The sequence below is a fragment of the Gordonia lacunae genome (genome assembly GCF_002149015.1).
Lineage (GTDB): Bacteria > Actinomycetota > Actinomycetes > Mycobacteriales > Mycobacteriaceae > Gordonia > Gordonia lacunae.
Map to the genome: position 1 here is coordinate 88,182 of NZ_NGFO01000009.1, position 14,306 is coordinate 102,487.

A 14,306-nucleotide genomic window follows, 5' to 3' on the forward strand; every position below is an offset into this window, starting at 1 on the left:
CCGGCCACCCACTAGCGTTTGTCGGGTGGCTCATCTACTCGGCGCGGAAACCCTAGGCCTGGAATACCCGACCACCAAGGTCTTCGAGTCGGTGTCCCTCGGCGTCAACGAGGGCGACCGCATCGGCATCGTCGGCCGCAACGGCGACGGCAAATCGAGCCTGCTGGCGATGCTCGCCGGACGGATGCAGCCCGATTCCGGCCGCGTCACCGTGCGTGGCGGAGTGCGTGTCGGTGTCCTCGACCAGGTCGACGTCTTCGACGACGACGAGACCGTCGGGCATGCCGTCGTCGGCGACCGCCCCGACCACGAGTGGGCAGGCGACGCCAAGGTCCGCGACGTCATCGGCGGACTGCTCGGGGACGTCGAGTGGACGGCGCCCACCAGCTCACTGTCCGGCGGCCAGCTCCGGCGGGTGTCGCTGGCCCGATTGCTCGCCGGCGAACACGACGTCCTCGCGCTGGACGAGCCGACCAACCACCTCGACGTCGAGGCCATCACCTGGCTCGCCGAGCACCTCAAGCGGCGCTGGCCGGCCAATGCCGGCGGGCTGATGGTCGTCACCCACGATCGGTGGTTCCTCGACGAGGTCTGCACCGTCACCTGGGAGGTGCACGACCGGATCGTCGAACCCTTCGAAGGCGGTTATGCCGCCTACATCCTGCAGCGCGTCGAACGCGACCGGCAGGCCGCGGCCGTCGAGGCGCGCCGGCAGAACCTCGCCCGCAAGGAGCTGGCCTGGCTGCGTCGCGGCGCCCCCGCGCGGACCTCCAAGCCGAAGTTCCGCATCGACGCCGCCAACGCGCTGATCGCCGACGTCCCGCCGGTACGCGACACGGTCGCCCTGCAGTCCCTGGCCACCGCACGCCTGGGCAAAGACGTCGTCGACCTGCTCGACGTGTCGGTGTCCTACGGCGACCGCGACGTCCTCGACGGCGTCGAGTGGCGACTCGCCCCGGGTGAGCGAACCGGCATCCTCGGCGTCAACGGCGCCGGCAAGTCGACGCTCCTCGGCCTCATCGCCGGCACCGTGGAACCGACCGGCGGACGGGTCAAGCGTGGCAAGACGGTCAAGGTCGCGACGCTGACCCAACGCCTCGACGATCTCGACCGATATCTCGACGATCCGGTCCGGGTGGTGATCGCGGAACTACAGACCACCTACACCTTCGGCTCCGGGTCGAAGGCGCAGGACCTCTCACCGTCGCAACTGCTCGAACGACTCGGCTTCGACAGCGCGCAGCTCTCCACTCCCGTCCGCGACCTGTCCGGCGGACAGAAACGACGACTGCAGCTGCTGCTGATCCTCCTCGACGCACCCAACGTGCTGATCCTCGACGAGCCGACCAACGATCTCGACACCGACATGCTCGCCGCACTCGAGGATCTCCTCGACTCTTGGCCGGGCACACTCATCGTCGTCTCGCACGACCGGTACTTCCTCGAACGCGTCACCGATCAGCAGTTCGCCGTCCTCGACGGCAAGCTGCGTCACCTCCCGAACGGGGTCGACGAGTTCCTGAAACTGCGGGCGGCACAGTCGAAGGCAGCAACCGCCGGACCAGGCTCGGGCGGATCGGGTTCGGGTTCAGGCGGTTCCGGTTCGACGAGCGGCGGGTCCGGATCGACCCTCAGCGGCGCCGAACTGCGCGCGGCCAACAAGGAGCTGGCCTCTCTGGAGCGCCGGATCGACAAGCTGCACAGCAAGATCGACTCCGCCCGAGCCGCACTGGCCGACCACGATCAATCCGATTACCAGGGTCTCGCCGCGGAGACGGAGAGCATCCGCGCGATGGAGACCGAGCTGGCCGAGGTCGAGGAGCGCTGGATGGAGCTGGGCGAAGCCCTCGAATGACCGACTGCGCCAGAGCCGGTCGTCCCCGACCTCGTCAGCGGCCGAAGGACTCCCGGATCGCGGTCATCACGTCGGGCAGCGACTCGTCGACGACACTGCTGTGGTCGGCGCGCGCATAGGTCTTGAGATCGACGTCGGTGCCGGCGTCCCGCATCGCCGAACGCAGCGACCGGCTCAGCGGATACGGCAGCACCGGATCGAGGAGCCCGTGTGCGATGGTCACGTTCGCCGGATACCCGGAAGTCGGGACCTCGGCGTACTCGCGCAGCGCGTTCCGGAACTCCGGCTCGGCGGTGAACGAGGACGCGACGAGTGAGCCCGGGGACACCGACCGCAGCGCGTCGACGAGATCGCCGTTGCACCGGGCACGTGCGCGGTCGAGGAAACGCTTGCCGTCGGCGGTCAGGAAGTCGGCGACGCCGAGCTCCGGGTGGGCGTGGTCGAGGCCGGCGAGGGTGAACAGGAACGGCGCACTCAGGACGTTGAGGGCGCCGAGACCCGGGACACGGGGCCCGAACAGTCCGAAGAGGTTCTCCAGCGACGAGACCGGGGCGATCGCGACGATTCCGGCCACCGGCAGTTCGGGTGCGTACTCCGCGGCGAGGCGGCCCGCCTGCAGGGCGGCGTGGCCGCCCTGCGAGTGACCCGTCGACACCCACCGCGACCCGAGCGAGGGGTCGACCGACCGCGCGGCGCGGATCATGTCGATCACCGAGTACGCCGCCGCCCGACCGCCGAGGTACTCCGTCTCCCCCGCCGATCCGAGCCCGGCGTAGTCGGTGGCGGTCACCGCGTAACCGGCCGCGAGTGCCGCCCGCACCGGAGCCTCGACCCCGTCGCCGAGCCGGTGCAGTGTCGGCGCGCACTCGTCGGCCAGGCCCACGGTTCCGTGGGCCCAGGAGACGATCGGCCAGCCACCGGGCGGCGGCGAGCCCTCGGGCACCCAGTACACGCCGCTCGACATCGCCGGACGGCCGTTCTGATCGCGGGTCGCGTAGGTGATCCGAGTACCCGAACCGGCCGCCGACGGGAGCGCGTCCGCGGCGACGTCGGTGGTGGTGAACACGAACCCGTCCGCCGGGGCGGCGGCCGCGGCAGGGCCGGCCAGGGCGACCGACCCGAGCCAGAGCAGCAGGGCGACGAGGGTCGGCGCGACGACTGCGGCGGGTCTGCGGGGCATCGGTCAACCGTAGGCGATCAGTGCCGGAGGTCGGCTCCGAGCACTCGCGTGCCGGCAGCCGGACCGCTGGCGGTGCGGACCGAGCGGGCGACGCCGGCGCCGGACAGCTCCGCGGCGACGTTCACCGCGCCGGTCTCGTCGGCGCACAGGAAGGCACATGTCGGGCCCGAGCCCGACACGATGCCGCCCAGTGCCCCGGCGTCGATCCCGGCGCGCAGGGTCCGGCGGAGGGTCGGCTGCAGCGAGAGCGCGGCCGGTTGCAGGTCGTTGTGCAGCAATGGGGCCACCGCGTGTGGGTCTCCCGACGCCAACGCCTGCATCAGTTCGTCGGGACGACGCAGCAGGTCGCGCGCGGCGTCGTCGGCACACTCTCCGGATCGGCTGTCACGCAACCGATCCAGCTCGTGGTACACCGCCGGCGTCGACAGTCCGTCGCGCGCGAGCGCCAGGACCCAGTGGAATTCCCCGCGGGAGAGGACCTGCATCAGCCGCTCGCCGCGTCCGGTGCCGAGCGCGGTGTTGCCGTGCAGCGCGAACGGCACGTCACTGCCCAGACCCGCGGCGATCGTGGCGAGGTCGTCCCGACCGATGTCGAGTTTCCACAAGGCGGCCAGTGCGACGAGCGCCCCCGCGGCGTCGGCGCTACCACCGGCCATCCCGCCGGCCACCGGGATCGTCTTGTCGATGTCGATGGCGACCTTGCCGGAACGGTCTGCCCAGTCGGCCAGTGCCAGCGCGGCGCGCACCGCGAGATTGGAATCGTCGGCCGGAACCGACGCGGCGCCCTCGCCGCGGACGGTCACGCTCATCTCGTTGGCACGGGCCACCCTGATGTCGTCGTGCAGGGACAACGCCTGGAAGACGGTGACCAGGTCGTGGTAGCCGTCATCTCGGCGCGGACCCACCCCGAGGTGCAAATTCACCTTCGACGGAGCCCGCGCGGTGACGGAGTCCGACACCACCGACAGCGACGTTCGCGACACAATGATCCAGCCTAGCGGGCCGGGGTCGGCCCCGCGCCGACCGACGCCGTCGCTCAGGGGCGCCAGCCGCGGTCGACGAGCTCACCGACGTGCTCGACGACGAGCACCGCGCCCGCGTCGCGCAACTCACCCTCGGCGAACCCACCGGACCGCACCGCCACGCACTCCGCCGGAAGTCGATGCGCCGACGCCACGTCCCACACCGTGTCGCCGACGACGACTGCCTTGCCCCCGCCCGCCTCGTCCAGGGCGACCGACAGGATGTCGGGTGCCGGCTTGGACGAATCGGCGTCGTCCGACGTGGTGACGGCGGCGAAGTCGTTCCGGGACAATCCCATCGACTCCAGTGCCGCGTCGGTGAACTCGGACTTCCCCGACGACGCCAGCGCCACCCGATACCCGGCGTCGAGCAAACCGCGCACCAGGTCGGCGGCGCCCGGAAGCGGCCGCACGTCGGGAAGCAGGTCACGGTATGCGTTCTCCCACTCGTCCCGGAGGGTGTCCCCCAGCGATTCCTCCACGTCGTCGCCGAGGATCTCCCCGACCAGACGATCACCACCCATGCCGATCGCCCGGTGCACCTGCCACCACTGCGGGGTCAGGTCGTGGCCGGCGAAGGCCCGCATCCACGCCAGCGCGTGGAGGTAGGTGGAGTCGACGAGCGTACCGTCGACATCGAGAAGCACGGTGTCGATCGACCCATCCGCTTTGTGATCAGGCATCTGCACCTCGTTTCCGGGGTCGAGAACCGCGCCCCGTCGTCGAACGTCCGCGTGCCCGGGCGCCACCGTCTCGAGCGCCCCGGTTTCGGACCTACGACTCAACGCCTACACCGAAGCGACCGATCTCGCAGAGGAGAACCCCATGGCAACCCGATTCGGCTACACCCTGATGACCGAGCAGGCCGGCCCGAAAGAGCTGGTGCGGTACGCCGTCGGCGCCGAAGACGCCGGCTTCGACTTCGAGGTGTCGAGCGACCACTACTTCCCGTGGCTCTCGGCCCAGGGGCACGCCCCGTACGCGTGGACGGTCCTCGGGGCCGTGGCCCACGCGACCGAGCGGGTCGACCTGATGACCTACGTGACATGCCCGACGATCCGCTATCACCCGGCGATCATCGCGCAGAAGGCCGCGACACTGCAGATCCTCGCCGACGGTCGCTTCACCCTCGGCCTGGGCTCCGGGGAGAACCTGAACGAACACGTCGTCGGCGAGGGCTGGCCCTCGGTCGCCGACCGCCAGGACATGCTCGCCGAGGCGATCGAGATCATCCGCAAGCTGCACACCGGCGAACTCGTCGATTTCCGCGGCGAATTCTTCCAGGTCGACGCCGCCCGCATCTGGGACCTTCCCGATCAGCCGGTCCCGATCGGTGTCGCGGTCGCCGGCAACGCGGGTATCGAGACGTTCGGCCCCCTCGCCGACCACCTGATCGCCGTCGAACCCGATGCCGATTTCATCAAGGCCTGGAACGCACACTCATCGACCCCGACCGTCGACGGGCAGCGGTCGCGCGCGATCGGACAGATCCCCATCAGCTGGGATCGCAACCGCGACAAGGCGATCGAGCGCGCTCATGATCAGTTCCGCTGGTTCGCGGGCGGCTGGGATGTCAACGCCGACCTGCGCACCACCGCGGGATTCGCCGCCGCGACACAGTTCGTCACGCCGGACGACGTGGCCGGCAACATTCCGTGCGGGCCCGACCTCGATCAGATCGTCGAGGCGGTGACACCCTTCTGGGAGGCCGGTTTCACCGACATCGCGCTCGTCCAGATCGGCGGCGACACCCAGGAGGAGTTCCTGCGCGACGCCGCGCCCGAGCTGCTGGAGAAGTTGCGCGCCGCGTCGAGCTGAGACTCGAGAAGGAGTACGCCGCACCGTCTCTGGACGCTCCCTGAGGTCCGAGGTTGCGAGCGTCAACCTCTGCTCCCTGAGGAGCGAGCTTGCGAGCGTCGACCTCTGCTCCCTGAGGAGCGAGCTTGCGCGCGTCAACCTCTGCTCCCTGAGGAGCGAGCTTGCGAGCGTCAACCTCTGCCCCCTGAGGAGCGAGCTTGCGCGCGTCAACCTCTGCTCCCTGAGGAGCGAGCTTGCGAGCGTCAACCTCTGCCCCCTGAGGAGCGAGCTTGCGAGCGTCACGAAGGGTCTCGCAACCTCGGTCACCAGACCCTTCGTGACGCGCCCTTCGCAAGCTCCGGGCGCTCCTCAGGGAGCAGGGGTCGCGATCGCTCCTCGCACCTCATGGACCAGAAACAGTGGACCCACCGGTTCCGCTCAGGTCGTGCGGGCGAGTCGGACGAAGTCGTCGACGTCGAGTTTCTCGCCCCGCACGCCGGGATCGATGCCGGCCTCGCGAAGTCGGCGCTCGGCTTCGGCCGCCGATCCCGCCCAGCCGGCCAGCGCCGAGCGCATCGTCTTGCGGCGCTGGGCGAATGCGGCGTCGATCGCGGCGAACACCTGCTTCCGGGCGATCGGATCCGTCGAATGGTCGTCGGTGCGCTCGATGCGGACGAGTCCCGACTCGACCTTGGGCTCGGGCCAGAACACGTTGCGTCCCACCGCACCGGCCCGGCTCACGCGACCGTGGTAGCGAGCCTTGACACTCGGCACGCCGTAGGTCCGGCTCCCCGGGCCCGCGGCGAGGCGGTCGGCGACCTCCGCCTGCACCATGACCAGGGCGGTGGTGATCTCGGGGAAGAGACCGAGCAGGTGCAACAGGACCGGCACCGAGACGTTGTACGGCAGGTTCGCCACGAGCGCGGTGGGCACCACCGGGAGGTCGTCGCGCGTCACCTGCAGCGCATCGGCGAGGATGACCTGGAAGTTGTCCTGCCGGCCCGGCGCATACTCCGCGATCGTCGCCGGAAGACGTTGGGCGAGAACCGGATCGATCTCGATCGCGACGACCTTGCCCGCCGTCCCGAGGAGCGCGAGGGTGAGCGAACCCAACCCGGGACCGACCTCGAGGACGGTGTCGTCGGCGCCGACACCCGACGCCGCGACGATCCGCCGCACCGTGTTCGCGTCATGGACGAAGTTCTGCCCCAGCGTCTTGGTCGGCCGGACACCGACCTCGGCTGCCAGTTCCCGGATCTGTGCGGGTCCGAGCAGACGCGGGGCCTCGTCGGGCGCGCCCGCAGGTGTCTCGTCGGGTGTGCCCGCAGGCGTCTCGTCGATCAGCGCAGGCCCAGCTTGGACGAGCAGGACGGCCATGCGCCCCAGCCCTGGGCCGCCTGCGTCTTGCTGGCGACGGCGATCTGCTCCTCGCGGCTGGCGAGGTCGGCGCGAGGCGCGTACTCGAGACCGCCCCAACGTTCCCAGGTGTTCTGGTCGAACTGCACTCCACCGTAGAAGCCGTTGCCGGTGTTGATGGCCCAGTTCCCGGTCGCCTCGCACGCGGCGAGAGCGTCCCAGACGGACCCGAACGGCACGAACGGCGCGCCCGGCTTGGTACCGACGCGGACGGTGGCCGCCACCGGTTCGGTGAGCACTTCACTGGTCAGCTTGTCGCGCTTGACGACTCGGCCGTTGACGGTGGTGACCTTGTAGGTCACGCGCGCCTCGCCGGGTGTGCCCTTCTTCTCGACCACCTTGCGATCGCGGATGAGGGTCGGGTCTTCCTTCTTGACCTCCGGCGGCGCGACCGGCTCGGTGAGCGTGACGTCCTCGGTCTTGATCCGCGTGACGACGATCTTGAGGTTCGGGGTGACCTTGGTGTCGGCAGCGGGGGTGACCTTGTCCTCGGCGCCCAGCGGCGTCCCGAGCGACTCGAGCAGATCCTTGACGGTGTGCGCGGCGACGGTCGGGCGCTTCTTGGCGGGCCCGTCGACGAGGTTCACCGGCTTGGGCAGCGCGACCTCGATCTGGCCGCCACCGACCGGCAGCTCCTGGCCGAACGCGGTCTCCTCGGCGGCGTGGGTCAACCCGCGCTCGGCCATCAGCTGATCCACGGTCGAGGCGTTGGTGACGATGGTCTCGCGCTTGCCCTCGATGTCGAGGGTCAGCTGCTTGAGCTTGTTCACCCTGATGGTCTGGCCGTCCCCGAAACCGGAGTCGGGTGCGGGGCTCACCTTGTCACCGTCGGCGGGGGCCAGGCCCTCGGACTCCAGGAGGCTCTCCACGGACATCGCCATGGTGGACACGTGCCGGACGTCGCCGTCGACGTCGATCGCGACGTTCTTGTGCATGGCGACGCCCATGATCCCGCCGGCGGCGACAGTGGCGCAGACGGCGCCGACCGCGACGCGGACACGCAACGAGTTCGATCCGTTGATCTTGGCGAACACCGACTTGGGCGACACCGGGTCGGACGGCTCCGGGTTCGGCAGCTGTGACTGAGGCGAGGAAGACAAGGGCACGACATCCTGATAGGCAACACTGGCACCACGCCCGCCGAGTGGATCAGCACGTCGGCCAGGCGGATCACAGTACGATAACGAACCGGCCAGATTATGGCAAAGGGATGCCGTAGACGCGCCGCGCGTTGGCCCCGAGAAGACGCGCCATCTCCGCATCCGCCACTCCGCGCACCTCGGCGAGCGCCCGCGCCGTGTACGGCAGGCAATAGGACTGATTCGGCTGGCCACGGTAGGGATGCGGGGTCAGGAACGGGGCGTCGGTCTCGACCAGGATCTGATCGTCGGGCACGAGTTCGGCCGCGACGCGGAGCTCGTCGGCATTGGCGAAGCTCACAGTGCCGGCGAAACTGAGTATGAAGCCACGCTCGACACATTCGCGGGCAACATTTCGGTCACCGGAGAAGCAGTGCATGATCACGGATTCCGGCGCGCCCTCGGCGGCCAGGATGTCCAGCAGATCTCGGTCGGCCTCGCGGTTGTGGATCATCAGCGGTTTGCCCACCCGCTTCGCGAGGTCGATGTGCCAGCGGAACGTCTCGTGCTGCACCTCCAGCGGCGCGCACTCGTCGGACTTCCCCGGCCAGTAGTAGTCGAGCCCCGTCTCGCCCACCGCGACGACGCGTGGGTGACGCACCATCTGTTCGAGCTCGGCGGCGGTCTCGTCGTTCAGATCGCCGGCATGCATCGGATGCAGCGCCACCGCCGCGTACACCCGGTCGTCCCAGCCCGCGGCCGAGACCGCCCAGCGGGCGTCGACCATGTCGTCGGCGACCGTGACGACGTGGTCGACTCCCACGGCCTGCGCGTGATCGCAGATCGCGCGGACGGTCTCGGCGTCGCGCCCCCCGCACGCGGCCAGGTGGGTGTGGGCGTCGACCAGGCCGGGCAGCGGCGCCGGGTCCGGCGGTGGTTCGCGTCGGCGTCGCTTCTTGGCGGCCTTGTTGCTCAGGGTCTCGCCGCCGTTCGACTCGGGATCACCCGTGTCCGGGCCGCCAGGGGCGTCGCTCATGGCACCCACCTTGGCACAGCGCGCCGACACCCTCCGGCCGGGTCCTCACGGGCCAGAGCGTCAGCGGGTCAGAGCGTGACCGTGCCCTCGATCACCGTCGTGGTGTCGCCACCGATCCAGATGTTCTCGCCGTCATCGTGGACGTGCACGCGTCCGGCACGGCCGAGTGCGGCGCCCTGGGCGGCGACGTAGGACGCCGGGGCGTGCCCGTCAGCACGGAGCCACATCGCGATACCGGCGTTGAGACTGCCCGTCACCGGGTCCTCGGGGACGCCGATGCCCGGCACGAAGGCCCGCACCTCACCGAAGATTTCACCGCCCGAGTCGTACTTCCCGAACAATCCGACCTTGTGATCGCCGAGAGCAGGGATGTCCGGTGTCACCTCGAGCACCCGCTCCCCCGACGCGAGTTGCAGCACCATCCATTCCGGTCCGTTGTCGACCCACTCGGCCGCGAGGACCTCGCCGGCCTCGATCCCGAGCGCGGCGGCGACCTCGGCGACGACCCCGGACTCGACGGGGCCGGATCGCCGCAACGGCGGTGCCGCGAAGGCCAGCCGTGCACCCGAGCGGCGGAGTCGCACCAGGCCGACGCCGCACTCCTGCACGATGTCCTCCCCCGCAGGCCGGCCGCCCGTCGTCAGCCACGCGTGCGCCGAACCCAGCGTGGGGTGACCCGCGAACGGCAGTTCTCCGTCCGGGGTGAAGATCCGCAGCCGGTAGTCGGCCGCGGGATCGGTCGGCGGCAGCACGAACGTCGTCTCCGACAGGTTGGTCCAGCGCGCGAACGCCGCCATCCGGTCGTCGGGGATGTCGGTGGCGTCGAGCACCACGGCCACCGGGTTACCACCGGTTCCGGTGGCGGAGAACACATCGATCTGGGCGAAACGTCGGGTCATCGGTTCATCGTCTCACTCCCAGTTGCAGCCCGGTCAAAGGTTTTTCGGGCCCGTCACCCCGGGCGGACGAGACAGCGCCGACCACGATGAGCACCACCGCGCACACGTCGCCGCGGGAAAACGGTTCGCCCCACCACGCAAATCGCGCCGGAGTCGTCCGGGACGGGTAGCGTGGCGAAGCGTGTTGGGATTGCCAGATTCGATCACCGTCGCGCTGTTCGACCTCGACGGGGTTCTCACCGAGACCGCGGTGTTGCACCGCAAGGCATGGAAGAAGGCGTTCGACGCCTTCCTCGCCGCGCGTGCGGGCGGCGCGGACCATGCCGACTTCGTCGAGTTCACCGACCAGGACTACCTCGACTACGTCGACGGACGTCCCCGCGAAGACGGCGTGCGAGCCTTCCTCGCCTCCCGTGGCATCGACGACGTCGACCCGCAGACCGTGACCGCGATCGGGAACGGGAAGAACGACATGTTCCTGGTCTCCCTGGCCGAGGACGGCGGGCAGGCATATCCGGGTTCGGTGCGCTATCTCGAGGCGGCGCGCGATGCCGGCCTCCGGATCGCGGTCGTGACCTCCTCGAAGAACGGAGCAGCAGTGCTGGATGCAGCAGATCTGTCGAAATTCGTCGAGGTCCGGGTGGACGGGCTCGACATCGTGTCGAAGGGCCTGAACGGCAAACCCGCTCCCGACTCGTTCCTCCTGGGCGCCGAGCAGATGGGCGTCCGGCCTGCTGCGGCGGCGGTCTTCGAAGACGCCCTCTCCGGCATCCAGGCCGGCGCCGCGGGAGCGTTCGGCTACGTGGTCGGCGTCGACCGTGTCGGTGGCGGTCAGGCCGAGGCCATGCGCGCGGCCGGCGCCGACATCGTCGTGACGGACCTCGACGAATTGCTCCCCGCATGACCGCCGAGCACGGTCACGACTTCGGCTTCGAGATCCACCCGTGGCAGCTGAAGTGGCGCGGCGGAGTCGATCTCGACATGCTCGGCCGGACCGAGACACTGTTCGCACTGTCCAACGGGCACATCGGTTTACGCGGGTCGTTCGAGGAGGGCGAGCCCGTCGACCATCCCGGCACCTATCTCAACGGCTTCTACGAGCTGCGCGGCCTGCCGTACGCGGAGAGCGGTTACGGCTATCCCGAGTCCGGCCAGACGGTGGTCAACGTGACCGACGGCAAGATCATCCGTCTGCTGGTCGAGGACGAGCCGATGGACCTCCGGTACGGGCGTACCGAGGAGCACGAGCGCACGCTGGACTTCCGGACCGGCACGTTGCGTCGCCACACCGTGTGGACCTCACCCACCGGCCGGAAGGTTCGGATCAAGTCCGAGCGTCTCGTGTCCTTCACCAAACGCACGATCGCGGCGATCCGCTACGAGGTCGAACCGGTCGACGAGGACATGAAACTCGTTCTGCAGTCCGATCTCCTGGCCAACGAGCCGGTACCGGCACCGGGCAACGACCCGCGCCTGGCGGCCGCGTTGGACGCCCCGCTGGTCTCCGACCTGGCCACCTGTCGCAACTACTGGGGCATGCTGGTCCACCACACCAAGAAGTCCGGTCTGCACATCGCGGCCGGGATGGACCACGAGATCTACTTCCCGGACAAGGCGGACACGTTCATCCGCGCCGACGGCGACCTGGCGCGACTCACCATCGCGGCCAACGTGCCGAAGGGCAAGAGCCTCACCCTCACCAAGTACATGGGGTACGGCTGGTCGGCCCGGCGTTCGGTGCCGGCGCTGCGCGCCCAGGTCGACGCGGCCCTCGCGATGGCGATGGAGACGGGCTGGGATTCGCTCAAGGCCGACCAGGTCCGCTACCTCGAGGACTTCTGGCGCGACGCCGACGTCGAACTCGACGGCGATCCGGAGTTGCAGCAGGCGGTGCGGTTCGCGCTGTTCCACGTCCTGCAGGCCGGCGCACGCGGCCAGTCCCGCGCGATCCCGGCCAAGGGTCTCACCGGCCCCGGCTACGACGGTCACACCTTCTGGGACACCGAGAGTTTCATCCTCCCGATGCTCACCTACACCGTGCCCGCCGCCGCCGGCGAGGAACTGCGATGGCGCCATTCGACGATGGACAAGGCGAAGTCCCGCGCGGCCGAACTGGGGCAGCGCGGAGCGATGTTCCCGTGGCGGTCGATCAACGGCGACGAGTGTTCGGGCTACTGGCCCGCCGGCACTGCCGGCGTGCACGTCTCCGCCGACATCGCCAACGCCACGGCTCGCTACCTCCGGGCGACCAACGACGAACAGTTCGAGACCGAATGCGGCGTGGAGCTGCTCGTGGAGACCGCGCGGCTGTTCGCCGGGCTCGGTCACCACGATGTGAACGGGAAGTTCCGCATCGACGGGGTGACCGGTCCCGACGAGTACACCGCCGTCGTCAACAACAACACCTTCACCAATCTCGCGGCGCAACAGAACCTGCGGGACGCGGTGGCGGCCGTACACCGCCGGCCCGACCTCGCCGAGCAATTCGGGGTCACGACCGCCGAAGCGGCGCACTGGGAAGCATGCGCCGACGACATGACGATCCCCTACGACGACGCGCTCGGCGTCCATCAGCAGTGCGAGTCGTTCACCCTGCTGGGCGCCTGGGATTTCGAGTCGTCGGTCGGGCGCTACCCGCTGCTGTTGAACTACCCGTACTACGACCTCTACCGCAAGCAGGTGGTCAAGCAGGCCGACCTGGTCTTCGCGACCTATCTGTTCGGCGACGCGTTCACCCCCGAGCAGAAACTGCGCAACTTCGACTACTACTACCCGCTCACCGTCCGCGACTCCTCGCTGTCGGCGTGCTGCGAGGCGGTCACCGCCGCCGAGGTCGGCTACCCCGATCTCGCCTACGATCTGCTCGCCGAGTCGGTGTTCACCGATCTGCACGACCTGCACAACAACGTCAGCAGCGGACTGCACATCGCCGCGCTGGCCGGTGCCTGGACGGACTGCGTGGCCGGTTTCGGCGGCATGCGCGACTTCGGCGGGAACATCACCTTCGCGCCCCGGCTCCCGAAGCGGCTGACCTACATGTCGTTCCGCATGATCATCCGGGACTCGAAGATCGTGGTGGCCGTCGACAAGGACAACGCGACGTACCGGCTGCTCTCGGGGCCGCCGATCGACCTGGCCCACCACGGCGAGAAGTTCACTCTCGAGTCCGCCCCGGTGACCATGCACATCCCGGAACTGGAGTATCGCGAACCGCCGAAGGCGCCGCCCGGGTGCGATCCCTATCGCCGGGAGATCTAGATCCAGAGCCCGCAACGCTTGACCTTCACACGGTGTCAAGCGGTCAGCTGGGTGGTGAAGGAGGTGGTCGATCATGACCGACCAGACAACCCGCCCACTCGATCGGGCGCTGGTCGCAGCACTGGCGGCCGACGACGCGTCGATGCGGCTGCGGGCCGCGATGGCAGCGGGCAGCAACCCGCATCCCGGCTACGCCGACGAGCTGGTCCGACGCTGCGGCGTGGAACCGGACTTCTTCGTGCGGGACATGCTGACCTGGGCCCTGACGCGGTTGCCCGCCGATCTGACTGTGCCCCTCCTCCTTCCCGAGCTGGGGTCGGCGTCACCGCAGGCGCGGGCGCAGGCACTGCACACCTTGTCGAAGATCGGTGACCGGTCGGCGTGGACGTCGATCACGCCCGCGCTCCTGCACGATGCGGACGACGACGTGGCTCGCGCCGCGTGGCGCACCGCGGTCGTCCTGGCCCCGGCCGGCCGGGCGGCCTGGCTCGCGAACGAACTGGCCGGCGAACTCGGCCGCGGGAGCACCGACGTCCGACGAAGTCTCAGCCGTGCCCTGGCCGGACTCGGCGACTCCGCGGCCGGACCGCTTGCCGCCGCGAAGAAGCGGGGTGGCCGCGCGGTGCAGGCGCACGTCGCCGCGACCGAACGACTGATCGAGGATCCGGACAGCGACTTCGCCGCCGAGTCGGCGTTCGCCTCGCAACTGACCAGCGCTGCCCCCGACGACGACTCGGCCGCCGGGCCCGCGAACGGGACCTGAC

Annotated in this window: 12 protein-coding genes; 5 read left to right on the top strand and 7 right to left on the bottom strand. The window is 69.5% G+C overall.

The window, feature by feature from the left end; all coding sequences use genetic code 11:
- Positions 1–25: 25 nt before the first annotated feature.
- Positions 26–1,855, top strand: a complete 1,830-nt coding sequence (locus CA982_RS09865; protein WP_086535157.1) for an ABC-F family ATP-binding cassette domain-containing protein — start codon at positions 26–28, stop codon at positions 1,853–1,855.
- A gap of 34 nt (positions 1,856–1,889) precedes the next feature.
- Here the strand turns inward: CA982_RS09865 and CA982_RS09870 are convergent, their stop codons facing one another.
- From CA982_RS09870 to CA982_RS09880, 3 genes are read right to left on the bottom strand one after another with little or no spacing between them, the layout of a single operon-like run.
- Positions 1,890–3,035, bottom strand: a complete 1,146-nt coding sequence (locus tag CA982_RS09870; protein WP_086535158.1) for an alpha/beta hydrolase — start codon at positions 3,033–3,035, stop codon at positions 1,890–1,892.
- Positions 3,036–3,052: 17 nt separating this feature from the next.
- A complete protein-coding gene (locus tag CA982_RS09875; protein WP_086535159.1) occupies positions 3,053–4,018 on the bottom strand; it encodes a 4-(cytidine 5'-diphospho)-2-C-methyl-D-erythritol kinase in 966 nt (321 codons plus the stop codon).
- Between the two features lie 53 nt (positions 4,019–4,071).
- Positions 4,072–4,740, bottom strand: a complete 669-nt coding sequence (locus CA982_RS09880) for an HAD family hydrolase (protein WP_086535233.1) — start codon at positions 4,738–4,740, stop codon at positions 4,072–4,074.
- Positions 4,741–4,882: 142 nt separating this feature from the next.
- On the opposite strand from CA982_RS09880, the gene CA982_RS09885 reads away from it, so the two are divergent.
- On the top strand, positions 4,883–5,875 hold the full coding sequence (locus CA982_RS09885) for an LLM class F420-dependent oxidoreductase (RefSeq protein WP_086535160.1): 993 nt from the start codon (positions 4,883–4,885) through the stop codon (positions 5,873–5,875).
- Positions 5,876–6,292: 417 nt separating this feature from the next.
- Here the strand turns inward: CA982_RS09885 and rsmA are convergent, their stop codons facing one another.
- From rsmA to CA982_RS09905, 4 genes are all read right to left on the bottom strand, one after another.
- Positions 6,293–7,231 carry a 16S rRNA (adenine(1518)-N(6)/adenine(1519)-N(6))-dimethyltransferase RsmA gene (gene rsmA, locus CA982_RS09890; protein ID WP_086535161.1) on the bottom strand — a complete coding sequence of 313 codons (939 nt, stop codon included), beginning with the start codon at positions 7,229–7,231 and terminating at the stop codon, positions 6,293–6,295.
- Positions 7,195–8,319 carry a resuscitation-promoting factor gene (locus CA982_RS09895; protein ID WP_086535162.1) on the bottom strand — a complete coding sequence of 375 codons (1,125 nt, stop codon included), beginning with the start codon at positions 8,317–8,319 and terminating at the stop codon, positions 7,195–7,197. Before CA982_RS09895 ends, rsmA begins: the two co-directional genes overlap by 37 nt.
- A 148-nt stretch (positions 8,320–8,467) precedes the next feature.
- On the bottom strand, positions 8,468–9,385 hold the full coding sequence (locus CA982_RS09900; protein ID WP_086535234.1) for a TatD family hydrolase: 918 nt from the start codon (positions 9,383–9,385) through the stop codon (positions 8,468–8,470).
- Positions 9,386–9,453: 68 nt separating this feature from the next.
- On the bottom strand, positions 9,454–10,284 hold the full coding sequence (locus tag CA982_RS09905) for a PhzF family phenazine biosynthesis protein (RefSeq protein WP_086535163.1): 831 nt from the start codon (positions 10,282–10,284) through the stop codon (positions 9,454–9,456).
- A gap of 181 nt (positions 10,285–10,465) precedes the next feature.
- On the opposite strand from CA982_RS09905, the gene CA982_RS09910 reads away from it, so the two are divergent.
- From CA982_RS09910 to CA982_RS09920, 3 genes are all read left to right on the top strand, one after another.
- The gene (locus CA982_RS09910; protein WP_086535164.1) at positions 10,466–11,188 is read left to right on the top strand and encodes a beta-phosphoglucomutase family hydrolase; all 723 of its coding nucleotides are present in this window, start codon (positions 10,466–10,468) and stop codon (positions 11,186–11,188) included.
- A complete protein-coding gene (locus CA982_RS09915; RefSeq protein ID WP_086535165.1) occupies positions 11,185–13,542 on the top strand; it encodes a glycoside hydrolase family 65 protein in 2,358 nt (785 codons plus the stop codon). The genes CA982_RS09910 and CA982_RS09915 overlap by 4 nt, the downstream gene beginning before the upstream one ends.
- 73 nt (positions 13,543–13,615) lie before the next feature.
- Positions 13,616–14,305, top strand: coding sequence for a HEAT repeat domain-containing protein (locus CA982_RS09920; RefSeq protein WP_086535166.1), 690 nt, complete (start codon positions 13,616–13,618; stop codon positions 14,303–14,305).
- Position 14,306 lies beyond the last annotated feature (1 nt).

Coding starts and splice junctions, on each gene's coding strand:
- CA982_RS09870 (WP_086535158.1), bottom strand. CDS start 3,035: ATGCCCCGCAGACCCGCCGCAGTCGTCGCGCCGACCCTCGTCGCCCTG.
- CA982_RS09880 (WP_086535233.1), bottom strand. CDS start 4,740: ATGCCTGATCACAAAGCGGATGGGTCGATCGACACCGTGCTTCTCGAT.
- CA982_RS09885 (WP_086535160.1), top strand. CDS start 4,883: ATGGCAACCCGATTCGGCTACACCCTGATGACCGAGCAGGCCGGCCCG.
- rsmA (WP_086535161.1), bottom strand. CDS start 7,231: ATGGCCGTCCTGCTCGTCCAAGCTGGGCCTGCGCTGATCGACGAGACG.
- CA982_RS09900 (WP_086535234.1), bottom strand. CDS start 9,385: ATGAGCGACGCCCCTGGCGGCCCGGACACGGGTGATCCCGAGTCGAAC.
- CA982_RS09905 (WP_086535163.1), bottom strand. CDS start 10,284: ATGACCCGACGTTTCGCCCAGATCGATGTGTTCTCCGCCACCGGAACC.
- CA982_RS09915 (WP_086535165.1), top strand. CDS start 11,185: ATGACCGCCGAGCACGGTCACGACTTCGGCTTCGAGATCCACCCGTGG.
- CA982_RS09920 (WP_086535166.1), top strand. CDS start 13,616: ATGACCGACCAGACAACCCGCCCACTCGATCGGGCGCTGGTCGCAGCA.